The organism is Microbacterium sp. WHRI 7836, assembly GCF_040223885.2.
GTDB lineage: Bacteria > Actinomycetota > Actinomycetes > Actinomycetales > Microbacteriaceae > Microbacterium > Microbacterium oxydans.
On record NZ_CP168171.1, the window covers coordinates 3,742,946 to 3,764,744 of the forward strand.

Genomic DNA, 21,799 nt, shown 5'->3' on the forward strand with positions numbered 1-21,799 from the left:
ATCCGTCGCGCCCGGAAGCGGGTTATCGGCGTGCCGGCCGGGAGTGCGGACGGATGCCCGGGCGGTTCATGCGCTCCCGCGCGATGGTTCAGAGCAAGGCGCCCAGGCGACGAGCGAGGACATCGGCCTGCTGCTCGGCGATCTCGTCTGCACCCGGTTCGTCCGGCTCGAAGCCGCTGATACCCGCATGCATGAGCACTCGCGCCTGGGCGGGGCGCCGGAGCTGATCGAACGACATCGGAAGGGCGGTGCAGCGGGAGTCTCCGCTCAGCAGATGCGCGAGTTCGTGGACGACCACATGCAACCGGTACCAGCGCGGGTCGGAAGCCCGGACGGGGATCCTGGCGCGATCACCCTCCACCAACACGTGCCTGGGCGTCGCCTGCCATTCCGCCTCACCGAGAACCTGCACTTCGATATCGATCCCCATCATGGCGGAGACCCGATCCGTGACGCATTGCACGCTCGCCCCGCACTCGACCTCCAACTCATCCATAAGCCGATCCGCTGGGCTTCGACCACTCACGATTTCCCTCACCCCTCGCAATGCCCGGCCCCCTTTCGACCGAGCAACCCTCACACCTGAGAGATGGAACGGGAGGTCGGATCATTACGCCGAACCGGGGAGACTTTCGTCCAGTCTTCGACGACCTTCGACCAGCCCCGACGCGCGCTATGGCACCTGGAGCACACCGCCCTCGTCGATGAGCGCCGCCGTGTCGGGGAAGTCACGCCGACTCCGCTCGTTCATCAGGTCGGTCACCCGACCGGTCGAGTCGGGATGCGGCGCGCCACCGTCGAACTCGAACCGCACGGGTCGCACCCGCCCGGCCACGAGGCTGCCGTCCGCTCGCAGCCGGACGGAGAGATAGGCGCCGTAGCGTGTCTCCTCCTCGGCGCCGAACACTCCTCCGCCCCCGAAGTTGCCCAGGCTGTAGGCGATCAGACACCCGCGGTAGAACTCCGCCCCGCGGAGCACATGCGGGCCGTGTCCGATCACCAGATCGGCGCCCGCGTCGACCGCTGCGTGCGCGAACGCGATCGGGTCTCCCCTGTTCTCGCCGTACATGAACTCGGTGCCCGGTGTCACCGCGTCGGCGCCGGGGCCCTCCGCCCCCATGTGCGCATGCACGACCACGATGTCGGCCTGCGCCGCAGCAGCGCGCACCAGCTGCCGCACGTGCCGCAGGTCGGTGATGCGGTTGAAGCCGCTGTAAGGCGCGAATCCGACCATCGCCACCGAGGTGCTCCCGACGCGGGTGACGACGATCTCGTCGCGCTCCCCCACGGCGTCGATCCCCACCGCACGCAGGAGCGTCCTCGTCTCGTCGAAACCCGTCCTCCCGTAGTCGTGGCTGTGGTTGTTGGCCTGGTTGAGCAGGTCGAAGCCCTGCAGGTGGGCGGCGGCATCGGGATCGCTCCGGAACGCCAGGCAGCTCGCGCTGCGGCCGCACTTGTCGTACCCGGTCTCCGCGCTGATCGCCTGTTCGAGGTTCCCCGTGACGATGTCCTCCGTGAACCACGGCCGGACATCGTCGAAGTATGCCCGGCCGCGATCATCCGGCACGGCGTGCTGCACGTCGTAGAGGAGGACGTCCCCGACCGCTCCGATGCTCACCTCCCCCGAGCGCGTCGCAGACGAAGCGCGCGCCTCTGACGTGCGCGCCGGGAACGCCGCCGCCGCGCTCAGCCCGACGGCGATGGCGACCAGCACCAGCAACGCCACCGGAGTGCGCCAGGGGATGCGCGGGCGAGCGGCACCACTCTTCCGGTCGGCCCGCAACCGGGGAAGATCCCAGAGCCAGGACAGCCCATCGCGCTCCGTGAGCCGCGCGAGGAGGACGCAGGCCGCCACGAGTGCACCCGTCAGCAACGGCGGGAGCACCAGCGCGCCCACGAGCTGTGCGGCGCTCCCCGCGTCGGACAGGGGACCCACCAGTGCGGCATCCGCGAGCACCAGGAGCGGCATGTGGAGGAGGTAGACCGGCAGGGTGCGTGCCCCCAGCCATGTCAGCCCTCTCCCCAGCAACGGCACCCCCGGGAGCAGGGTCGCGACGGCGAGACCCATCGTCACTCCGACGAACGACACGATCGGCCAGACGCCGGGCACCTGCTCCGCGCCCGTCACTCGCATCACGGCGTAGGCGGCAAGGTAGGCGAGCAGGAGCACCCCTGCCGCGAGACGCCGCGGCCGTGCCGTGAAACGACCGATCCGCGGCGCGAGATAGGCCCCGACCAGGAAGAACAGCAGGTTGTAGAGGAGCGAGCCTCGATTGCTCACCACGTCGACCACGCCGGCGGCGACTGTGACAGACAGCGCCGATGCGGCGACCAGGAGCGTCCAGCGCGGAAGACGCTGCAGCCCCTTGGCCACGAGGAAGTACAGCGCGAGCGCGTAGAGGTACCAGGTGTTCGGCGGGCTGATCGTCACCCCTTCGACGAACTCGGACACGCTGCGGGGAACGAACGTGGGGAAGTCGGGGAACGCCCACATCGCGAGCATGTGGATGAGGGTCCACACCAGATAGAGGTAGAGGAAGCGCACGACCCGAGGTCGCCACACGGCAGCCCACGGCCGCGCCAGTGCACCGGCGGCGAAGTAGCCGGAGACGAGCAGGAACAACGGCATCAGGAACGGCCAGATGAGATCGCTGGCGAGTCCCCAGACACCGGGGATCGGGATGCCGATGCGCCAATCGACCTGCAGGTACGTCTTCAGCACGACGTGCCAGAAGACCACCAGGACGATCAGCAGCCCCTTCGCGGCATCTCCCCACGCCGCCCGGGGTGGCGACGAGACCACGGTCACGCGCGGAGGCCGGTTCGGCGACGAGACGTGGGGTTCACCAGGAGAGCACTCATGCCTTCGAGCCAAGCGCAGCCGATGTTGCGGGAGTGTATGCAGAACCGCATACGTTCCCGCAACCGTGCTCTTCCCGGCCGATCATCGTCCCGCGGGATGACCGGTATCAGCCCTCGGGGGGATGTCCCGGTGCGGCCGAACCGGCAGGCTCGAAGCATCGACCGTGTCGCCGCTGCGCAGTCGCCTCTCATCGATCTGTGCAGGAACCGGGCGGGAACCGGTACGGCCCGACGACTGGCGGCTGCCCGCCGGCCGCACCCGCCGCGCGTCCGCCTGTCCGTCCGTCGCGCCTCACACGAAAGCACGCCACCGCGCCATGTCGTTCCTCACCCGCAGCAGTCTCAAGAACCGCCTCATCCTCTCGCTCGCGACGCTCGCGATCGTCGCCCTCGGGCTGATATCGATGAACTCGCTCAAGCAGGAGCTGATGCCGTCGCTGCAGGCGCCCATGGCTTTCATCTCGGCGCAGTCGCAGGGTCTTGCCCCCGAGGAGATGGCGAGCACCATCACCGAGCCGCTGGAGCAGGCGGTCCGCGCCGTACCCGGCGTGACCAGCGTCACCTCGACGACGGCGACCGGCGACGCGCAGGTCCTCGTCGAGTGGACCTTCGGCGAAGACGACGAGGAGACGTTGCGCACCATCCGCAGCGCGGCGGAGTCCCTGAAGCCCGGCTTCCCCTCCGGCACCGAGGTGAACGTGGCCTCGGGGGGCGCGGGAGACCTGCCCGCGATGGTGCTGAGCGCGGGGACCAGCGGCGACCAGGAGGCCTTCGGGGACGCCCTGCAGCAGACGGTCGTCCCGGCGCTGAAGACCGTCTCAGGTGTTCGCGACGTCACGCTCGCCGGTCAGGAGACGCAGCGCATCACGATCGACCTCCGCTCCGCAGACGTCACGCGCCTCAAGGTCGAGCCCTCCACACTCGGACCGCTCCTGGAGGCCCACGGAGCGGCGCTCCCCGCCGGTCAGGCGGATTCGGCCGAGGGCCCCCTCTCGATCACGGTCGGATCCCGGCTGGCGACCCTGGAGGACATCCAGACCCTCTCCGTCCCCACCCCCGACGGCGCGGTCGCGGTGGCCGACTTCGCCGACGTCTCGATCGAGACGGTTCCGGCGCAGACCATCTCGCGCGTCAACGGCAAGCCCTCCCTCACGCTCCAGGTCATCCCCTCTCAGGGCGCCAACGTCGTCGACATCTCGCACGGCGTGAACGCCGAGCTCGACCGGCTCGCACCGATCCTGGACGCCGAGTTCGTCACCATCTTCGACCAGGCGCCCTACATCGAGCAGTCGATCCACGACCTCTCCGTGGAAGGCGGTCTCGGCCTGCTCTTCGCGGTGCTCGTGATCCTCGCCTTCCTGCGCTCATGGCGCTCGACGATCATCGCGGCGGTCTCGATCCCGCTGTCGCTGCTCATCACTCTCGTGGGCCTGTGGTGGAGCGGCAACACTCTCAACATCCTGACCCTCGGCGCGCTCACGATCGCGATCGGACGCGTGGTCGACGACTCGATCGTCGTGATCGAGAACATCTCGCGGCGACGCGGCGATGGTCCGCTCACGATCGACGGCATCGTCGCATCCGTGCGGCAGGTCGCCGGCGCCATCACCGCATCGACGCTCACCACCGTCGCGGTGTTCCTTCCGATCGCGTTCGTCTCCGGTATCGCCGGTCAGCTGTTCCGCCCGTTCGCTGTGACCGTCTCGATCGCCCTGCTCGCGTCGCTCGTGGTGTCGCTCACCATCGTGCCCGTGCTCGCCTCGTGGTTCTTGAACAAGGCACCCCGACACCGGACGTCGACCCCCGAGGAGGCGCAGCCCTCGTCGGAGGAGTCGGTCGAGGATGGGAGTACTGCCGCCGCGGCGACGACGACAGCGGCGACGGCAGCGCTCGGGACGGCGTCCGCCTCCGCCGAACCCGCCCGCGAGAGCGACATCCCGTCGGAGCTCGACGAGATCCACTCCGCTCCGGACCGCCTGCAGCGCACGTTCATGCCGGCCCTCAACGCGACCCGTCGGCACCCGGTGATCACACTCGTGGCCTCCGCGCTGCTGCTGGTCGTGACCCTCGGCATGACCCCGTTCATCCAGACGGACTTCCTGGGGTCGTCCGGCCAGGCGAGCCTCCAGGTCGTGCAGACCCCGCCGAAGGAGGCCACGGCCGATCTGGTCGCCGCGGCGGAACCCGTCGAGAAGACGCTCGGGAAGATCGACGGGATCGCCGACATCACCACGTCGATCCCGGTGCCGACCCCCGGCACACCCACCTCGATCACGTACGACCTCCGCGTGGAGGACAGCGCCGAGGTCGCGGATGTCGAAGCACAGGTGCAGAAGGCCCTCGACGGGCTGCCCGACAGCGGAGAGATCGAGCTCGCCGCGCAGGACGCCTCCCTGGCGGGGGCGAGTGACGGCATCGCCCTCCAGATCCAGGGCAACGACCCCACCGCGCTGCGGACGGCGAGCGACCTGCTCGAGAAGCAGCTGGCCGACGCCGACGGAGTGCGCTCCGTGAAGAGCGAGCTGTCCGGTGAACAGCCGGTGCTGCGCGTGAAGGTCGACGAGCCTCTGGCCACGCGCCTCGGATTCGACCGCTCCATGATCGCCAAGGCCGTTCAGGAGGCGCTGTCCGGAACCACGGTCGGCACCCTCATGTACGAGGGCCAGGAGCGCGACATCGTCGTGCGCACGCCGGGATCGGCACGCACGGCCGACAAGCTCGGTGAGATCATGCTTCCGGTCACGCCCCAGCAGACCGCCGAAGCGCAGAAGGCGGCAGCGGACGCCCTCCAGGCCAAGGCCGATGCGAAGGCGAACGAGGCCAAGGTCAAGGCGGAGAACGAACTCAACTCGCAGATCAACACGGCCACGAAGCAGCGCGCGGAGATGGCCGGTCAGATCGGTGCCCTCAACCGTCAACTGGCCGAGCTGTCGGCAGCACCCATCGTTCCGGCGGACCCGCTGAGCCCCGACGACGAGGCCATGCTCAAGGCCCAGACGGAGCGTGCGGAACAGCTCGCCGCACTCCAGAGTGCGATCGACGGCGCGCAGTCCGGGATCACGGCCGCCGACGAGCAGATCAAGGCCCTGCGTCAGAGCCGCTCCGACGCCGCCGCCCAGCAGGCCGAGGCCGAGGCAGCCGAGGCCGAGCAGAAGGCGGCCGCCGAGGTCACCGGCACCGCGATCCCGCTCGCCGCGATCGCCACGGTCGAGGAGGAGCTCACTGCTCCGACCATCACACGCGCCGATGGTGAGCGCCAGGTCACGCTCACGGTGACGCCGGAGAAGGGCGGACTGTCCGCCGCCGGACTGGCCATCGACAAGGCCATCGCCGAGACCGACCTGCCGGCAGGGGTCACCTTCGAACAGGGCGGCGCCTCGGCGCAGCAGGACGAGGCGTTCAGCCAGCTCGGTCTGGCGATGCTCGGCGCCATCGTGCTCGTGCTGCTGGTGATGGTGGCGACGTTCCGCAACTTCCGTGGTCCGCTCGTGCTGCTCGTCTCGATCCCGTTCGCGGCGACCGGGGCGATCCTCGGGCTGCTCCTCACCGGTACTCCGATGGGCCTGCCCGCGCTGATCGGACTGCTGATGCTGATCGGCATCGTCGTGACGAACGCGATCGTGCTCATGGACCTGGTGAACCGCCTCCGCGAGGCGGGCGCGAGTCTCGACGACGCCGTGGAGCACGGCACGCGTCTGCGACTCCGTCCGATCCTGATGACGGCGGCCGCCACGGTGTTCGCCCTGATCCCGATGTCCCTCGGGCTGACCGGTGGCGGCGTGTTCATCTCGAAGCCCCTCGCGATCGTGGTGATCGGCGGGCTCGTGTCCTCGACGCTGCTCACGCTCGTGCTCGTGCCGATCCTCTACACACTGGTGGAGCGCCGGCGGGACCGCCGCATCGCGAAGCGCGCGGAGCGACGCGCACGGCGCGAGGAACGGCGTGCCGCGGCAGCCGAGATCCCGACCGACATCTTCGAGGTCGCAGGCGAGCGCGAGTAGCGCTCCGACTCGATCAGCTGGTCCGGGCGGCCGCCGCCCGGACCAGCTCGGCGAGGTCGCCCGGCCGGCTCCACATGGGCCAGTGCCCCGTGGGGAGGTCGATCATGTCGACGTCCATCAGATGGGCGACCTCCGCGAACATCGGATGACCCGCTTGCGCCAGCTCCCGCACCTGCCCGCTCCGGATCGAGCAGCACACCAGGGTGGTGGGCACGGCACGACGGTCGTCGTTCACGAGCTCGACGGACTGGCGCAGCACGGGGCCCGGCTCGGGGACGGCCTGTTCACGGAAGCGCGCGAGCATCTCTGGGCTCAGGCCTTCCAGGCTCGCCTGCTGCCCGAGCACGTCGAAGGGCGGAAGGGGAAGCTCGTCCACGTCGTGCGGCAGGTCGGGCGCGAACACACTCCCGGATGCGACCGGTCCCGAATCGACCCAGACGACGCGTGCCACCAGCTCAGGGTGCCGATCGAGGATCAGGCTGACCGGAGCATTCGCACCGCTGTGCGCGACGATCACTGCGCGCCGTTCCGCCGAAGCCCCGAGTCGGACGAGCTCTTCGCGGATACCCTCCGTCTGGTCGTCGAGGGTCCTCGCGGCGCGGTCGGGGTCGTCCGCGTCGAGGCCGGGCAGCGTCATCGCGGACGCGCGAGTGCCGTCATCGTCCAGGTGCGGGAGGACCTCGTCCCACGCCCACGCCCCCAGCCAATGTCCGGCGATGAGAAGGATGGTCGGGCTGCTCTTCGTGTGTGTCATGCCACCAGCCTGCGCTGCACGGCAGACAGGTGTGTGTCACTATCTATGTCATGAATTCCGTGATGGTCCGCCCGTGAAACGTGCGGAGCGACTGCATGCCCTGTCGGAGATGCTGCGCCGCAGCGGTTCGCGGGGCGTGTCGGCCGAGCGTCTGGCGCGCGAGTTCGAGGTCTCCGTGCGCACCGTCAAGCGCGACCTGGCCGCTCTCGGGCGCAGCGGCGCGCCGCTGTGGTCACGCCCCGGCCCGGGTGGGGGCTACGGGCTGGCGGCGGGCGCATCCCTGCCACCCGTGACGCTCTCGCCCGCGCAGGCCGTAGCCCTGATGGCGGCCGTGTCGGCGAGCCCGGATGCCCCGTACGGCGATCTGGCCGCAGCCGCCGTGAGCAACATCATCGACGTCCTCGACCCGCGCACCCGCGCCGGTGCGGACGAGCTCGCCCGCCGCGTCTGGGTCGACGCACCCCCGTCGCCGTCGCGCGCGGTCCGGTCGGCGCTGGAGGAGGCTATGTCGGAGCAGCGCGTCGTGCGCATCCGCTACACCTCGGGAGACGGCGTCGCGACCACCCGAGACGTCGAACCCGTGTTGTTCGCCTCCACAGGTGGGCAGTGGTACCTGGTCGGCTGGTGTCGACTGCGCGATGCCATCCGGTGGTTCGCCGTCTCGCGCGTCGAACGAGCCAGCGTGACAGCGGCGGCCTGCACCGGCCACACCGTCGACGAGGTCGGAGATCCCCCGGCGAACGCCAGACCCGTGCACGGCCGCGACCTCTGAGGCGACGTTCCCTCATCCGAGGATGCAGAAAGCCCCCCGTCCCGAAGAACAGGGGGCTTTGCCGCGTGTGCTTACTTGGCGGCGATGACCTGCAGCGTGATGACTGCGGTGACATCGTCGTGCAGACGCACGGTGGCCTCGTGCTCACCGGTCACCTTGATGGGCGACGGGATGTGCACCTTGCGCTTGTCGATCGAACCCAGGCCCGCGGCTGCGACAGCATCCGCGACGTGGTCGGTCTTGACGGAGCCGAAGAGACGACCCTCCTTGCCGGCCTTGACCGTGAGGCGCACCTTGGTGCCCTCGAGAGCGTTCTTCAGTGCGACAGCGTCGTCACGATCGTGGATCGCGCGTGCCTGACGCGCGGCCTGGATCGAAGCGACCTGCTTTTCGCCACCGCGGGTCCACGCCGTAGCGAAGCCCTGCGGGATGAGGAAGTTACGGGCGTACCCGTTCTTGACCTCGACCACGTCACCGGCGCTACCGAGCCCGGCGACCTCGTTCGTGAGAATCAGCTTTGCCATCTCGATACCCCTTACCGGCCGGCGCCAGCGTAGGGCAGGAGCGCCATTTCGCGCGCGTTCTTGATCGCCGTGGCGATCAGACGCTGCTCCTGCACCGAGACACCGGTGATACGACGGGCGCGGATCTTGCCGCGCTCCGAGACGAACTTGCGGAGGGTGGCGACATCCTTGTAATCGATGACACCGACCCGGATGGACTTCGCGGGAGCGGTGGGCTTGCCACCCTTCCGCGGCTTGCGGCGGTCGCCGCTCGACTTTCCAGCCATAGTTTTTCCTTAGTGATGAGCGGCCCTTCGACGAGCTCAGGGACCCAGGGGTCCAGCTCAGGGCCAGAGAAGTGTTTTCAGAACGGGGTGTCGTCGCCGAAGCTGCCCGGAGTGCTCCAGGCATCGGCACTGGTCGACGAGCCGGGCGTGGACCACGGCTCCTCCGACACCTGCTGCTGCGCGGGGCGAGACTGTCCACCGCCACCGCCGCCGGCACCGCCGGTCGAGGCCGCACGGGTGACCTGCGCGGTCGCGTACCGGAGCGAGGGGCCGATCTCGTCGACCTCCAGCTCGATCGCGGTGCGCTGGTTGCCCTCGCGGTCCTGGTAGGAGCGCTGACGCAGACGGCCCTGCGCGATGACGCGCATGCCCTTCGTCAGCGAACCTGCCACGTGCTCGGCGAACTCGCGCCAGACGGATGCACGGAGGAACAGCGCGTCGCCGTCCTTCCACTCATTCGCGGCACGGTCGAAGTTCCGAGGCGTCGATGCGATGGTGAAGTTCGCCACCGGCAGCCCGTTCTGCGTGTAGCGCAGCTCGGGGTCGGCCGTGAGGTTTCCCACCACGGTGATGACGGTTTCGCCGGCCATGAGACTTAGGCCTTCGCAGCCTTGGCGGCCTTGCGGGCAGCCTTCTCTTCGGAGCGCTTGGCCTCGGAAGCGATCATCGCCTGAGCCTCTTCAGCGCGGAGCACCTTGGTGCGCATGATCTGCTCGTTCAGCTTCAGCTGACGGTCGAGCTCCTGCGTGGCGGCGCTGGTCGCGGTGAAGTTGACGACGGCGTAGATGCCCTCGGTCTTCTTCTGGATCTCGTAGGCGAGACGGCGCTTGCCCCAGATGTCGACGTTCTCGATAGAGCCACCATCGTTGGTGATGACCTTCAGGAACTTGTCGAGCGTAGGTGCGACCTGGCGCTCGTCGATCTCGGGGGTCAGAATGACCATGAGTTCGTACTGGTGCGTCACTTACCCACCTCCTTCGGACTAGAACGGCTCTCGGGAATTTCCCGGGAGCAGGAGGGTGTGTGCACGTGCCCGCCTCTGGAATCCCGAATGGACGCCGCAAGGCAGACAACCTCGACAGTCTAGCGGAAGAGCGGTGCGGGCGCGAACAAGACCCCGACACAGCGGTCGGTGGTGACGGGAACTCCTGGGGTGTTTGGCATGCTGGAAAGAGTGCCCGATGACGGTCATCGGGCGTTCGACCAGAGGGGGGACGCGATGCGCGTCAACAAATGGGGGGTCGGCGTCGTGCTCGCCGCCGCCGTGCTGCTCACCGGATGCACCGGAAGCGGATCGGACTCGACCGCCGAGAAGAAGCCCAGTGCCGGAGCCTCGCAGGAGGCGGAAGCACCGCAGGCGGACTGCCCCGAGTTGAAGGAGGGCACGACCATCGACGGTGCCACCCTCGCGGAGTGCGTCACGGCCGCCATGACCGACACCGCCGGCTTCTCCGCGAAGATGACGACCCTGGGCATGGAGTCGACCACGCGCTACAACCCGGCCGACGACGCGGTCGAGACCACCACCACGTTCGGGTCGGTCATCGTGATCGGCGATGACGCGTGGGTCAAGTCCGCGACGGGCGAGTGGCAGGTCGCCGACGAGAACTCGACCGACCAGGAGATCAGCACGCTCAGCACGGCCGCGAAGGCCGTCGACGCGTCCGACCCGATGGGCGTGGCCGACACGCTGTCCGGCGAGTACACCGTCACCGGTAAAGGCACGCGTCTGGGCCAGGACGTGTTCCTCCTCACCGGCACCTCGGAGGCGCAGGGCACCAGCGTCGCGATGGTCTTCGAGGTCACGAGCGATTACGCGGTGCTCGCCGCCAACGCCTCCACCGAGGTCGAGGGCCAGAAGATCGAGAGCATCCAGGAAGTCACCGAGTGGGACGTGAAGCAGGACATCGTCGCACCACTCTGACATCCGCGCGCTCTGCATCCGCAGGAGCTGCATCCGCAGGGCCGCCGGCGAAAACGGAGACGATCCCTTCTCAGCGCGGAGTGTCGCACCTCGACACTCCGCCCAAGGGAGGGGTCGTCTCCGTTTTCGCAGGAGGCACCGCGGGTCAGTACGCGACCGGGGGAACCTCCGCCCACACGGTGCGGTCGTCGACCGTGGGGGCGGCGGGGATGCGCCCGGCGCCGTCGGGCTCGGGGATCGCCGCCAGGAGCGCCTGCGTATAAGGATGCCTCGGCGCGGCCCAGAGCTGATCCGTCGGACCCGACTCGAGCACGCGACCGCCGAACATCACGAACGTGCGGTCGGCGATGCGGCGCACCACGGCGAGGTCGTGCGAGATGAACAGCATGCCCGCGCCGGACTCGGCCACCAGGTCGCGCATCAGGCCGGCGACACTCGTCTGGGTCGACGCGTCGAGCGCCGAGATCGGCTCATCGGCCACGAGCAGCGAAGGCCGAGCCGCCAGCGCCCTCGCGATCGCGATGCGCTGCTTCTGCCCGCCCGAGAACTGGTGCGGGAAGCGGGTGCTCACATTCGTCGGCAGCCCGACGCGCTCGAGCCACTCCTCGACCGTGGACCCTTCGGCACCCCGCGCCTTGGCGGTGGCGATCCCGTCGGCGATCTGGTCACCGACCCGGCGCCGGGGGTTCAGCGAGGTCGCCGGGTCCTGGAACACCATCTGGATGCCGGTGAGCGCGAGCCCCCGCCGCCGGATGCCGAGCGGGGCGACCGGAGCATCCCGGAAGAGCACGGTCCCCGCGGCGATCTTCTCGATGCCGACCACGGCACGGGCGAGGCTGGACTTGCCGCTGCCGGACTCACCGACGAGGGCGACGGTCTCCCCCGCAGCCACCCGGATCGACACGCCGTTCACGGCGATCACCGGCGGGTTGCCCGGGTAGCGCACGACCACGTCCTGCGCGTCGAGGACTGCGACCTCACTCATCTGCGGCCTGCCCTTCCGGTGCCTCATCGATGCGCGAACCCGGGAGGGCCGCGAGCAGCATGCGCGTGTACTCGTGCTGCGGATCGCGGAACAGGGTCTCGCGATCGGCGAGCTCCACGATCCGGCCGTCCTTCATCACGGCCACCCTGTCGGCGATCGCGCTCATCACGCCGAGGTCGTGCGTCACGAGGAGCACTGCCAGGTTCCGCTCCACGGCGAGGTCTCGCAGCAGCTGGAGGATCCCCGCCTGCACGGTCACGTCGAGCGCGGTGGTGGGCTCATCCGCCAGCAGCACCTCGGGGTCACAGGCGAGGGCGCAGGCGATCGCGATGCGCTGACGCTGGCCGCCGGAGAACTGGTGCGGATACCGCTTCAGCGCCTCCGTCGGATTGGGCACCTGCACGGTCTCGAGCAGTTCGACGGCGCGTGCCCGCGCCGCCGCACCCTTGAGCCCGAGATGCACGCGCATGTGGTCGGTGAGTTGACGACCGACGGGCAGCTGGGGGTGCAGCGACGCCGACGGATCCTGAAACACCATGGCGATCCGCTTGCCACGCACCGTGTTGAGGGAGCGGCGCTTCAGGCCCACCAGCTCCTCCCCCGCGAGCAGGATCGATCCCCCGACGCGCGCCTGACGCGGCAGCAGCCCGAGCACGGCGAGCGAGGTGAGGGTCTTGCCGGAACCGGACTCCCCGGCGAGGCCGTGGATGCGGCCGGCCTCGAGCTCGAGCGAGACGCCCTTCACGAGCGGGCGCCCGATGTCGATGGTCAGATCACGGATGCTGAGGGACGAGTTTCCCTGCGCCGAGGTCATGCGGCCACTCCCGTCGCCGACGCCTTGTGCTCCGCCGCCTTCTCGTGCGTGATCTCGGCGGTCGGGTCGAGCACGTCGCGCATCGCATCTCCGAGGAAGTTGAACGCCAGCACCACCGTGAGGATCGCGAGACCGGGGAAGACTCCGAGCCACCAGGCGTCGAAGTTCTGCATCGCTCCGGAGATCATCGAGCCCCATTCGGCCGTCGGCGGCTGGGCGCCGAGGCCCAGGAAGGAGAGTCCCGAGAGGAGCAGGATCGCCGCACCGATGTCGAGCGTCGCGAGCACCAGAACCGGACCGGCGATGTTCGGGAGGATGTCGACGAACAGCGTGCGAGCCGGCGAGTGGCCGAGCAGGCGACCGGCGATCACGTAGTTCTGCCCGCGCAGGCCCAGCACGATGCTGCGGGTGACGCGGGAGTACTGCGGCCACGACACCACGATCGCCGCGATCACGGCGTTGAACAGCGACGGCCCGAGGGAGGCGGCCACCACCATCGCGAGGATCACGGTCGGGAACGCCATGAACAGATCGGTGATGCGCATGAGGGTCTCGTCGACCCAGCCGCCGAAGTATCCGGCGAGCGCGCCGATGAGCGTGCCGATGATCATGGCCGCGATCACGAGCATGAGCGCGAGCGGAAGGCTCACGGTGGCGCCGGTCATCAGACGCGAGAAGATGTCGCGGCCGTTGCCGTCGGTGCCGAGGAGCGTGTCGATGCCCGGCGCCTGTAGTCGAGGGAGCACCTGCGCGTTCGGCGGGTACGGCACCCACCACTGCGCGGTGAAGGCGACGATGATCCACGCACCGGCGATCACGGTGCCGATGATGCCGAGCGGGGTGCGCCAGGCACGCGGCCAGCGGAAACGGAAGCGTCCGGCAGGGGTCGCTGCGGCGATGCGGCTCATGCGATCCTCACTCTCGGGTCGAGCACGCCGTAGAGCAGGTCGACGATGAAGTTGATGAGGAGGTAGATGACGCCGACCACGAGACCGACGCCCATGATGCCGGGCAGGTCGAGGTTCGCGGCGGAGTTGTAGGCGTAGGTTCCCAGACCCGGCCACGCGAAGACCGACTCGACGAGCACCGTGCCGGAGAGCAGGGCACCGAATGCGACGCCGACCACCGTGAGGATCGGCAGCGAGGCTCCGCGCAGCACGTAGTCGAGGATGACGCGCATGGCCGGGAGTCCCTTGGCGCGGGCGGCTCGCACGTAGTCGCTGCCGAGCACCTCGAGCACCGAGGTGCGGATGAAGCGGGTCAGCAGGCCGATGGTCACGAGTGAGAGCACCATGACCGGGAGGGCGAGGTGCGCGAGAGCGTCGAAGAAGCCGACCGCGTCGCCGTTCAAGAGGTAGTCGACGGTGTAGAGCCCGGTCACGCGCGGGGGTGGCGTGATCGACGGCGAGATGCGGCCGGAGCCCGGCGCGATGCGCAGCTCGAGGAAGAACACATAGAAGCTGACCAGTGCCAGCCAGAAGGTCGGCACGCTCAGGCCGACGAGCGTCACGACGCGGATGACCTGGTCGGTGACGAGTCCGCGGCGGTAGGCCGCAAGCGTGCCGAGCACGATGCTGACCGCGAGGCTGACGATGATCGCCCCGATCGCGATCTCGATCGTCGCGGGAACGGCGGTGGCGAGGTCGCTGGTGACCGGGCGTCCGGTCACCAGCGACGTGCCGAGGTCTCCGCGCAGGAGGTTCCCCATATAGATGAAGTACTGCACGAACAGTGGCTGGTCGAGTCCGTTCGCCTTGATGAACGCCTCGCGCGTCGCGGGGTTCTGCGACGCGCCCTCACCGAGCGCTGCCGAGACCGGGTCTCCCGGCACCAGGTTGGTGAGCGCGAAGGTGACGATCGTCACGCCCACCAGCAGGAGCAGGGAGGTGCCGGCCCGCCGCAGCAGGTACCCGACGAGAGGCGAGCGGCGCCGCTGCGCCTGCCTCTGCACGGCCACTGTCGTCATGAGTCGTCCGATCAGCCGGCGGGCGTGATCTCGGCGATGTCCATCTCCCACACGGAGTTGTACACGGCGCCCTTCACGCTGTCGGCAGACGAGATGTTGCGACCGGGGACGATGAGCGGGACGAAGGGACCCTCGGCCTGCATCGCCTCGGCGAACGCGGTGAACGCGGACGTGCGCTGCTCGGAGTCGGTCGCTGCGGCAGCACCGGCGGCGATGCCCGCGATCTCCGGGTTGGCCTCGGCCGCCCAGCCGGCACGGAGGCCGACCTTCAGACCCGGAGCGAAGGGCAGGAAGTTCGCCGAGTCGGCGTAGTCCGGGCCCCAGAACCACAGGCCGAAGCCCTCGGTGCCGTTGACGTAGGCGTCGAGCTCGGTCGCGAACGGCGCGGGGGCGAGGTCGACCGTGATGCCGGCGTCTTCGAGCTGGGCCTGCACGCGCTCGGCGAGGGGGGTGAACTCCACGCCGCCGACCGGGTAGTCGTTCGGGAACTGCAGCTTGAGCGTCTGCCCCGTGTATCCGGCCTCGGCGAGTGCGGCCTTGGCCTTGGTGAGGTCCTGCTTCACACCGCTGTCGAGCGCGCCCTCGAACCCGGGAGGGATGACGCCGGTCGCCTGGACGGAGCCGGCACCGGCCAGCTCCAGCAGTGCGTCGTAGTCGAGTGCGTAGCGGATCGCCTCGGCGATCTTGACGTTCGCCAGGTCGCCGCCGGCGGCACCCTGGTTCAGCAGCAGGAAGATGGTCTGACCGGAAGGAACCGAGTCGACGGTGATGTCGTCGCCGAGACCGGCGACCTGGTCGCCGTTCAGGTCCATAGCGACCATCGAGTCGCCGCCCTTGAGGTTGGCGAGCTGCGTCGCGCTCTCGGAGACGTTGCGCACGACGACGCGCTTGTAGTCCGTCGCCTCGTCGCCGTTGTACTCGTCGTTCTTGGTGAGCACGACCTGCGAGCTGAGGTCGAGGGTGTCGAGCACGAACGGTCCGGAGCCGGCGGATGCGCCGTCGAGGAACTTCTGCGCCGAGTCGGTGCCGTCGGTCGCGCCGCCGTTCTCGATCACGACATCGGAGTTGACGATGCCGAGTGCCGGGTTCGCGAGGATCGCGGGCAGCTGCAGCAGCGGGGTCTCGGACGTGAACTGGATCGTCTTGTCGTCGACCTCGGTGATGGTCAGGCCGCCGAGGAGGAAGTTGGGCTTGGCGTCTTCCATGCCCTGGATGCGCTGCAGCGAGAACACGACGTCCTTCGCCTCGATGGGCGAGCCGTCGGAGAAGACGCGGTCACCTTCGAGGGTGAAGGTGAACTCGGTCGCCTCGTCGTTCTGCTCCCACGACGCGAGGCCCGGAACCGGGGTGGAGACGTCGGAGCCCTCGAAGTCGACGAGGGTCTCGTAGAGCGCCTTGGCGATCATGTTGCCGGTCGGGTCGTAGGTGTGACCCGGGTCGGTCGTCTCGATCGAGAACGCGGTGTCGATGACGAGGGAGTCGGAGCTCCCGGAAGACCCGCCGTTGTTCGCCGAGTTCCCTCCCGAGCAACCTGCGAGCGCGAGGAGCGCGACGGCTCCGAGCGCGATGACCGGCGTGATACGGCGTGACGACATGAGGGCCTCCAAGGGCGAGGAGTACATTCGGGTGAGCCGCCACCGATGTGGACGACCGTGGATCAGATTCGCATCATATGCGACGATGTGTCCAGCAAGAGCGGGTCACCTCGGCACGCTCTGTCCAGAACCTCGATTGTGGGTAACAATATGTCCAGCAAGAATGCGGAAGAGTCGAAGCATTCTGGACGAAGTGCCGCGCCCTTGGACGAGACGGCGTACAGAATCCTCGAAGTGCTCCGTGATAACGGTCGTGTCTCGATCGCCGCCCTCGCCGACAAGGTCGGCATCTCTCGCGCGAACGCCTACACCCGCGTCGAGTCGCTCGTGCACGACGGGGTGATCACCGGCTTCAGTGCCCGCGTGGATCAGGCGAAGGCCGGGCTGTCGATCGGGGCGCTCGTGTTCGTCACGGTGATGCCGCAGGCCTGGGCGTCGTTCCGCGAACGCGTGACGGAGATGCCGGACGTCGAATGGTGCGCCATCACGACGGGCGAGCACGATGCGATGCTCCTCATCCGGGCCGTCGATGTCAGCGGCGTGCACGAGTTCTCCACCGGGGTGATCGCCCAGCTGCCCGAGGTGCGTACGGTGGTCAGCGTCGTCGTGCTCGACGAGGTGATCCGCCGCCCCTACCTGCTGCCGGGCGACCTTCCGGAACGGAGCAGCGTCACCGCACCGCTCGGGATGACACGGTGGACGCCGGCTTCCCCTGGTCGCGACGCACTACCGCCGCGCTGAGCTTCGTATCGGTCGCCGGATCTCCTCAGGCGGAGAGCTCCTCGCACACGCTGAGCTGCGGGAGTCCGTGCATCTCATAGTGCTCCACGAGACGGATGCCGCCGTCGTCGGTCAGCTCCAGTTCGCTCTCGCCGTCGCCGGTCACGACCGTGCCGTCGCTCTTGAGCACATGGACGAACGACACCCAGATCGTGTCGCCCGTGCGGGTGCCGACGAACTTGCCGAAGGTGACCGTGTCGCCCTCGTACCCGCCCCAGATCGCGCCGTCGCGTTCGAAGTACTCGAAGATGCTCGGGGATTCCGGGTCGACCGCCGAGGTCGTGGACGACACCATCCGGAATCGGCGGCCGTCGAGGGAGGGAAGGGTTGCAGTCGCAGTCACATCCTCGATTATGCCCGTCGGAACTCACCCGCAAAGTCACCCGCCCCGGGTGGTGACACCCCGCACCGCCCTGCTTAGGCTGAGCGCGAAGCGGGCTGCTCTGCTCGCTGAGAGCCGTAGGAGTGAGCATGTCCGAGCCCCAGCGTTCCAGTCTTCCGATCCCCGATCTGGCCTACACGGGCACGGTCACCTACGACGCGACCGACCCGGACACGTCCTTCCCGCCGATCACGCCCGTGCGCCCGCCGAAAGATGCCCCGAACGTGCTCGTCGTGCTGATCGACGACGTCGGCTTCGGCGCATCCAGCGCTTTCGGCGGCCCGATCCACACCCCGAACTTCGAGCGCGTGGCGGCTGCAGGGCTGAAGTACACCCGCTTCCACACCACGGCCCTGTGCTCGCCGACCCGTGCAGCTCTGCTCAGCGGACGCAACCACCACACGGTCGGCATGGGCGGCATCACCGAGATCGCGACGTCGGCCCCCGGGTACAACTCGCTGCGTCCGAACAGCTGCGCTCCGCTCGCCGAGACGCTCAAGCTCAACGGTTACAACACCGCCCAGTTCGGCAAGTGCCACGAGGTCCCGGTGTGGCAGGCGAGCGCGATCGGTCCGTTCGACGGATGGCCCACCCCCGGCAACGGCTTCGAGTACTTCTACGGTTTCATCGGCGGCGAGACCAACCAGTGGTACCCGGCGATCTACGAGAACACGACACCCGTCGAGCCGTGGGGCACACCCGAGCAGGGCTATCACTTCATGGGTGACATGACCGACAAGGCGATCGCCTGGACGCGGGAGCAGAAGATGCTCGCCCCCGACGTGCCCGCCTTCACCTACTTCGCACCGGGCGCGACGCACGCCCCGCACCATGTGCCCGCCGAGTGGGCGGACAAGTACAAGGGGCAGTTCGACCAGGGATGGGACGAGATCCGCAAGGAGACCTTCGCCCGCCAGCTCGAGCTCGGCGTGATCCCGCCCGATGCCGTGCTCACCGAGCGGAGCCCCGGCATCCCCTCATGGGACGAGATGAGCGACCTCATCAAGCCCGCTCTCGCACGTCAGATGGAGGTCTACGCCGGGTTCCTCGCCTACGCCGACCACCATGTCGGCCGTCTGCTCGACGCCTACGAAGAGCTCGGCATCCTCGACGACACCCTCGTCTACGTGATCATCGGCGACAACGGCGCGAGTGCCGAGGGGTCGATGCACGGCACGACGAACGAGGGCTTCACGATCAACCACATGAACGACGTCGAGACCGAGCAGTACGTGGCCGACCACATCGACGACATCGGCACCCCGAGCTCGTACAACCACTACGCGGTGGGTTGGGCGCACGCCATGGACACGCCGTACCAGTGGACCAAGCAGGTCGCGAGCCACTGGGGCGGCACCCGCAACGGCACTATCGTCAGTTGGCCGAACGGAGGTGTGGAGAAGGGCGGCATCCGCAATCAGTTCTCGCACGTCATCGATGTCGCACCGACCGTGCTCGAGGCCGCCGGCATCCCCGAGCCGACGAGCGTCAACGGGGTGACCCAGCGCCCCTACGAGGGCACGGCGATGAACTACACCTTCACGGATGCCACGGCAGAGGAACGCCACGTGACGCAGTACTTCGAGATGGTCGGAAATCGCGCGATCTATCACAAGGGCTGGACGGCGGTCGCGAAGCACAAGGATCCCTGGCTCGGCTCCGACCACGGTCTCGACGACGATCGCTGGGAGCTCTACAACGTCGACGAGGATTGGACCCAGTCCCACGACCTCGCCGAGCAGGAGCCGGAGAAGCTCGCCCACCTGCAACAGCTGTTCCTCATCCAGGCAGCCCGGTTCAACGTGCTTCCCCTCGACATCCGCACCGCCGAGCGGTTCAACCCCGACCTCGCTGGCCGGCCGGTCGTCTCGCTCAGCAGCACCCAGAAGTTCTACCCCGGCATGAAGCGACTCAGCGAGAACACCACCATCAACATCAAGAACAAGTCCTGGACGGTGACCGCACAGGTGTCGGTGCCCGATTCCGGTGTGGACGGCGTGCTCATCGCGCAGGGAGGGGCGTACGGCGGCTGGTCGTTCTACACGAAGGACGGACGCCTCGCGTTCGCCTACAACCTGCTCGGCATCGACGTCGACATCATTCGCTCCGACACCGAGATTCCGGTCGGTGAGCAGGAGGTACGGGCCCACTTCGCTTACGACGGCGGTGGTCTCGCCAAGGGCGGCACGGTCTCGCTCTACGTCGGCGACGACAAGATCGGCGAGGGTCGCGTGCACAAGACGATCCCGTTCCAATTCACCTTCGACGAGACCGTCGACGTCGGCTGCGACCTGGCTTCACCGGTATCGCCCGACTACCAGGCGGTGGGCAACGCTTTCACCGGAACCCTGCACTGGGTGCGCATCGACCTCGGAGACGACGACCACTCCCACCTGATCGACGACAAGCACAAGCTCGCCGTGGCGATGCTCAAGCAGTAGCCGAACCTGATCCAGGGCGGCGTGCGATCACCGATCCCCGCCGCCCTCGATCACCTCAGGGGTGCGCTGCGCGAGCGCCACTCGTCCTCGAGGAGCGCATAGACCAGCAGCGTCGTCCATTCGTCCTTGAACCACTCGCTCTCGACCAGCCGCGCCTCACGCCGGAAGCCGAGCCTCTCGGCGACGCGAGCCGATGACGTGTTGCGCTCGTCGATTCGCGCGACGATCCGGTGCAGACCCAGTCCGTCGAATCCGAGCGCGAGCAGTGCCTCGACGGCCTCCGTCGCATAACCACGGCCGCCGACCCGCGGGTCGAAGATGTACCCGACCTCGCCGGATCGGTCGGTCTCGCTGCGCCAGAACAGCACGACGTCGCCGACCAGGGCACCGGACCCGCGCTCTTCGACGGCGAGGGACACGGCGTCGCCCTCCTTCGCGAAGTGCGTGTTCGACCAGGTCGTCGCGATGCGCTGCTCGACATCGGCGAGCGTCAACGGTGCATACGGCACGTACCGCACGGCATCCGGATCCGACTTGTAGAGGTGCATCGCGACGGCATCGGAGGCGGCGATCGGACGCAGGAGCAGTCGTTCCGTGCCGATCGGGTACTCGGGGTCGTGCCCTCCCTGCCTTGTCATTCGAGATCCAGGGAGAGGAGGCCCGGCAGGTGCGCCGTCCTCGCACGTACGGCGAGCAGGAGGTCGCCGTAGTCGGGTGTGATCCCCACACGAGAGGAGGCGAGCAGGTGGGTGGTCGTCTTGCCTCCGGCGCGTGCGAGTCGCAGGCGCTTGACCGGATAGGCCGGCGGGGTCAGCCAGATGCGGCTGAGCTGCGTGTACGGGTTGTCCACGCCATCGATGCGGATGCCGTGGGTGTCGATCGACACGAGGGCGGGGATCGACCGCACGAGGCGTCGGCGCTGCACAGCCCCGATTCCGAATGCGATGGCCGCGACCGCGGCGAACGGTGCGAGCAGGATCAGCGCCGAGAGCTCGCCCTCGACGAAGCCCGGCACCAGCACGAGCAGTCCGACGCCGACGGCGATGACGAGGAACACGACCGCGGCGATCGTGATGCGCGAAGCCAGGCGCCGCTCCCCCGTGGCGTCGACCGTGAACTGCGTCGGAAGCTGCGCTCCGGCCCTCGCGGCCGCGACAGGGTCATCGAACACCGGCTGCGCGATCGGGTTGAGCGTCGCCATCAGCTCGTTGAAAAGCGGCCGCGTGTAGCCGGGCAGCTCGATCGTGATCTCGCGGTCACCGGTGTGCACGACCAGGGCACGCGTCGTTCCGCTGGGCAGTCCGTTCGTGCGGTGCTCTGTGATCTTCGAGCGGAAGGCCGTCGTCGCCCTCGCGAACGTCTCACGGCTGCCGGGCTTGCCGATCTCGACCTCATGGGGGCGCACCACGATCCGGATGTTGCGGAACCAGAAGAATCCGGCGAACACGGCCACGGTCAGCGCGATCGCGACCACGAGCACCACGACGCCGCGGGTCGAGATCTTCATGGTGCCCGGCAGGAACCTCGGGAGCAGGAAGAGCGTCGCCGCGGAGAGCACTGCCGAGAGCACGACCGCTCCCACTGCCGAGCGGAGCGGATTCCGATGGAAGACCCGCTCACCGGGCACCGCTTCGGCCTGATTCAGCATTCGGACCCTCCCCCACCACCGTCGGCTCGCGTGACGCGGTTCCTACCGTAGTGCCCGGCCCTGGAGAGCACAGCGTCAGATCTGC

General features: G+C 68.5%; 20 protein-coding genes. 5 read left to right on the top strand and 15 right to left on the bottom strand.

Annotation, left to right across the window (positions count from 1 at the left end; genetic code table 11):
- Positions 1-88: 88 nt before the first annotated feature.
- Together ABRP18_RS18010 and ABRP18_RS18015 are read right to left on the bottom strand one after the other, a co-directional pair.
- Positions 89-496, bottom strand: a complete 408-nt coding sequence (locus ABRP18_RS18010; RefSeq protein ID WP_058631937.1) for a hypothetical protein — start codon at positions 494-496, stop codon at positions 89-91.
- Positions 497-673: 177 nt separating this feature from the next.
- Positions 674-2,809, bottom strand: coding sequence for a CapA family protein (locus ABRP18_RS18015; protein ID WP_349885179.1), 2,136 nt, complete (start codon positions 2,807-2,809; stop codon positions 674-676).
- A 370-nt stretch (positions 2,810-3,179) separates the two neighbouring features.
- On the opposite strand from ABRP18_RS18015, the gene ABRP18_RS18020 reads away from it, so the two are divergent.
- Positions 3,180-6,863, top strand: a complete 3,684-nt coding sequence (locus ABRP18_RS18020; RefSeq protein ID WP_349885180.1) for an efflux RND transporter permease subunit — start codon at positions 3,180-3,182, stop codon at positions 6,861-6,863.
- Positions 6,864-6,876: 13 nt separating this feature from the next.
- Here the strand turns inward: ABRP18_RS18020 and ABRP18_RS18025 are convergent, their stop codons facing one another.
- Positions 6,877-7,617 (bottom strand): alpha/beta fold hydrolase, encoded by a 741-nt coding sequence (locus ABRP18_RS18025; RefSeq protein ID WP_349885181.1) that lies wholly within the window; start codon positions 7,615-7,617, stop codon positions 6,877-6,879.
- Positions 7,618-7,690: 73 nt separating this feature from the next.
- On the opposite strand from ABRP18_RS18025, the gene ABRP18_RS18030 reads away from it, so the two are divergent.
- On the top strand, positions 7,691-8,389 hold the full coding sequence (locus ABRP18_RS18030) for a WYL domain-containing protein (protein ID WP_349885182.1): 699 nt from the start codon (positions 7,691-7,693) through the stop codon (positions 8,387-8,389).
- A 71-nt stretch (positions 8,390-8,460) separates the two neighbouring features.
- Here ABRP18_RS18030 and rplI read toward each other — a convergent pair whose 3' ends face one another.
- From rplI to rpsF, 4 genes are all read right to left on the bottom strand, one after another.
- A complete protein-coding gene (gene rplI, locus ABRP18_RS18035) occupies positions 8,461-8,913 on the bottom strand; it encodes a 50S ribosomal protein L9 (RefSeq protein ID WP_045262454.1) in 453 nt (150 codons plus the stop codon).
- Between the two features lie 11 nt (positions 8,914-8,924).
- The gene (rpsR, locus tag ABRP18_RS18040; protein WP_017829850.1) at positions 8,925-9,179 is read right to left on the bottom strand and encodes a 30S ribosomal protein S18; all 255 of its coding nucleotides are present in this window, start codon (positions 9,177-9,179) and stop codon (positions 8,925-8,927) included.
- A 77-nt stretch (positions 9,180-9,256) separates the two neighbouring features.
- Entirely contained in the window at positions 9,257-9,769 is a 513-nt protein-coding gene (locus tag ABRP18_RS18045) for a single-stranded DNA-binding protein (protein WP_045262453.1), read from the bottom strand.
- Between the two features lie 5 nt (positions 9,770-9,774).
- On the bottom strand, positions 9,775-10,143 hold the full coding sequence (gene rpsF / locus ABRP18_RS18050) for a 30S ribosomal protein S6 (RefSeq protein WP_021201450.1): 369 nt from the start codon (positions 10,141-10,143) through the stop codon (positions 9,775-9,777).
- A 255-nt stretch (positions 10,144-10,398) separates the two neighbouring features.
- On the opposite strand from rpsF, the gene ABRP18_RS18055 reads away from it, so the two are divergent.
- Positions 10,399-11,103 (top strand): hypothetical protein, encoded by a 705-nt coding sequence (locus ABRP18_RS18055; protein WP_227751218.1) that lies wholly within the window; start codon positions 10,399-10,401, stop codon positions 11,101-11,103.
- A gap of 145 nt (positions 11,104-11,248) precedes the next feature.
- Here the strand turns inward: ABRP18_RS18055 and ABRP18_RS18060 are convergent, their stop codons facing one another.
- The 5 genes from ABRP18_RS18060 to ABRP18_RS18080 are packed head-to-tail and all read right to left on the bottom strand — an operon-like array spanning position 11,249 to position 16,463.
- The gene (locus ABRP18_RS18060; protein WP_058631932.1) at positions 11,249-12,088 is read right to left on the bottom strand and encodes an ABC transporter ATP-binding protein; all 840 of its coding nucleotides are present in this window, start codon (positions 12,086-12,088) and stop codon (positions 11,249-11,251) included.
- Positions 12,081-12,902 (bottom strand): ABC transporter ATP-binding protein, encoded by an 822-nt coding sequence (locus ABRP18_RS18065; RefSeq protein WP_193762074.1) that lies wholly within the window; start codon positions 12,900-12,902, stop codon positions 12,081-12,083. Before ABRP18_RS18065 ends, ABRP18_RS18060 begins: the two co-directional genes overlap by 8 nt.
- Positions 12,899-13,810, bottom strand: a complete 912-nt coding sequence (locus ABRP18_RS18070) for an ABC transporter permease (protein ID WP_017203805.1) — start codon at positions 13,808-13,810, stop codon at positions 12,899-12,901. Before ABRP18_RS18070 ends, ABRP18_RS18065 begins: the two co-directional genes overlap by 4 nt.
- Positions 13,807-14,868: an ABC transporter permease gene (locus ABRP18_RS18075; protein WP_058631931.1), complete on the bottom strand. Its 1,062-nt coding sequence runs from the start codon at positions 14,866-14,868 to the stop codon at positions 13,807-13,809. The genes ABRP18_RS18070 and ABRP18_RS18075 overlap by 4 nt, the downstream gene beginning before the upstream one ends.
- Positions 14,869-14,879: 11 nt before the next feature.
- Positions 14,880-16,463 carry an ABC transporter substrate-binding protein gene (locus ABRP18_RS18080; protein ID WP_046748521.1) on the bottom strand — a complete coding sequence of 528 codons (1,584 nt, stop codon included), beginning with the start codon at positions 16,461-16,463 and terminating at the stop codon, positions 14,880-14,882.
- A gap of 150 nt (positions 16,464-16,613) precedes the next feature.
- On the opposite strand from ABRP18_RS18080, the gene ABRP18_RS18085 reads away from it, so the two are divergent.
- Positions 16,614-17,204, top strand: a complete 591-nt coding sequence (locus ABRP18_RS18085) for an Lrp/AsnC family transcriptional regulator (RefSeq protein WP_257022274.1) — start codon at positions 16,614-16,616, stop codon at positions 17,202-17,204.
- A 25-nt stretch (positions 17,205-17,229) separates the two neighbouring features.
- Here the strand turns inward: ABRP18_RS18085 and ABRP18_RS18090 are convergent, their stop codons facing one another.
- Positions 17,230-17,586, bottom strand: coding sequence for a hypothetical protein (locus tag ABRP18_RS18090; protein WP_349885183.1), 357 nt, complete (start codon positions 17,584-17,586; stop codon positions 17,230-17,232).
- 128 nt (positions 17,587-17,714) lie between these two features.
- Between ABRP18_RS18090 and ABRP18_RS18095 the strand changes: the two genes are divergently transcribed.
- Positions 17,715-20,066 carry an arylsulfatase gene (locus tag ABRP18_RS18095; RefSeq protein ID WP_349885184.1) on the top strand — a complete coding sequence of 784 codons (2,352 nt, stop codon included), beginning with the start codon at positions 17,715-17,717 and terminating at the stop codon, positions 20,064-20,066.
- 50 nt (positions 20,067-20,116) lie between these two features.
- Here the strand turns inward: ABRP18_RS18095 and ABRP18_RS18100 are convergent, their stop codons facing one another.
- On the bottom strand, positions 20,117-20,704 hold the full coding sequence (locus tag ABRP18_RS18100; RefSeq protein WP_193762076.1) for a GNAT family N-acetyltransferase: 588 nt from the start codon (positions 20,702-20,704) through the stop codon (positions 20,117-20,119).
- Positions 20,701-21,714, bottom strand: coding sequence for a hypothetical protein (locus ABRP18_RS18105; protein WP_193762078.1), 1,014 nt, complete (start codon positions 21,712-21,714; stop codon positions 20,701-20,703). The genes ABRP18_RS18100 and ABRP18_RS18105 overlap by 4 nt, the downstream gene beginning before the upstream one ends.
- Positions 21,715-21,799 lie beyond the last annotated feature (85 nt).

Coding starts and splice junctions, on each gene's coding strand:
- ABRP18_RS18010 (WP_058631937.1), bottom strand. CDS start 496: ATGGATGAGTTGGAGGTCGAGTGCGGGGCGAGCGTGCAATGCGTCACG.
- ABRP18_RS18100 (WP_193762076.1), bottom strand. CDS start 20,704: ATGACAAGGCAGGGAGGGCACGACCCCGAGTACCCGATCGGCACGGAA.
- rpsR (WP_017829850.1), bottom strand. CDS start 9,179: ATGGCTGGAAAGTCGAGCGGCGACCGCCGCAAGCCGCGGAAGGGTGGC.
- ABRP18_RS18045 (WP_045262453.1), bottom strand. CDS start 9,769: ATGGCCGGCGAAACCGTCATCACCGTGGTGGGAAACCTCACGGCCGAC.
- ABRP18_RS18065 (WP_193762074.1), bottom strand. CDS start 12,902: ATGACCTCGGCGCAGGGAAACTCGTCCCTCAGCATCCGTGATCTGACC.
- ABRP18_RS18060 (WP_058631932.1), bottom strand. CDS start 12,088: ATGAGTGAGGTCGCAGTCCTCGACGCGCAGGACGTGGTCGTGCGCTAC.
- rplI (WP_045262454.1), bottom strand. CDS start 8,913: ATGGCAAAGCTGATTCTCACGAACGAGGTCGCCGGGCTCGGTAGCGCC.
- ABRP18_RS18055 (WP_227751218.1), top strand. CDS start 10,399: ATGCGCGTCAACAAATGGGGGGTCGGCGTCGTGCTCGCCGCCGCCGTG.
- ABRP18_RS18095 (WP_349885184.1), top strand. CDS start 17,715: ATGTCCGAGCCCCAGCGTTCCAGTCTTCCGATCCCCGATCTGGCCTAC.
- ABRP18_RS18085 (WP_257022274.1), top strand. CDS start 16,614: ATGTCCAGCAAGAATGCGGAAGAGTCGAAGCATTCTGGACGAAGTGCC.
- ABRP18_RS18020 (WP_349885180.1), top strand. CDS start 3,180: ATGTCGTTCCTCACCCGCAGCAGTCTCAAGAACCGCCTCATCCTCTCG.
- ABRP18_RS18070 (WP_017203805.1), bottom strand. CDS start 13,810: ATGAGCCGCATCGCCGCAGCGACCCCTGCCGGACGCTTCCGTTTCCGC.
- ABRP18_RS18075 (WP_058631931.1), bottom strand. CDS start 14,868: ATGACGACAGTGGCCGTGCAGAGGCAGGCGCAGCGGCGCCGCTCGCCT.
- ABRP18_RS18080 (WP_046748521.1), bottom strand. CDS start 16,463: ATGTCGTCACGCCGTATCACGCCGGTCATCGCGCTCGGAGCCGTCGCG.
- ABRP18_RS18025 (WP_349885181.1), bottom strand. CDS start 7,617: ATGACACACACGAAGAGCAGCCCGACCATCCTTCTCATCGCCGGACAT.
- ABRP18_RS18105 (WP_193762078.1), bottom strand. CDS start 21,714: ATGCTGAATCAGGCCGAAGCGGTGCCCGGTGAGCGGGTCTTCCATCGG.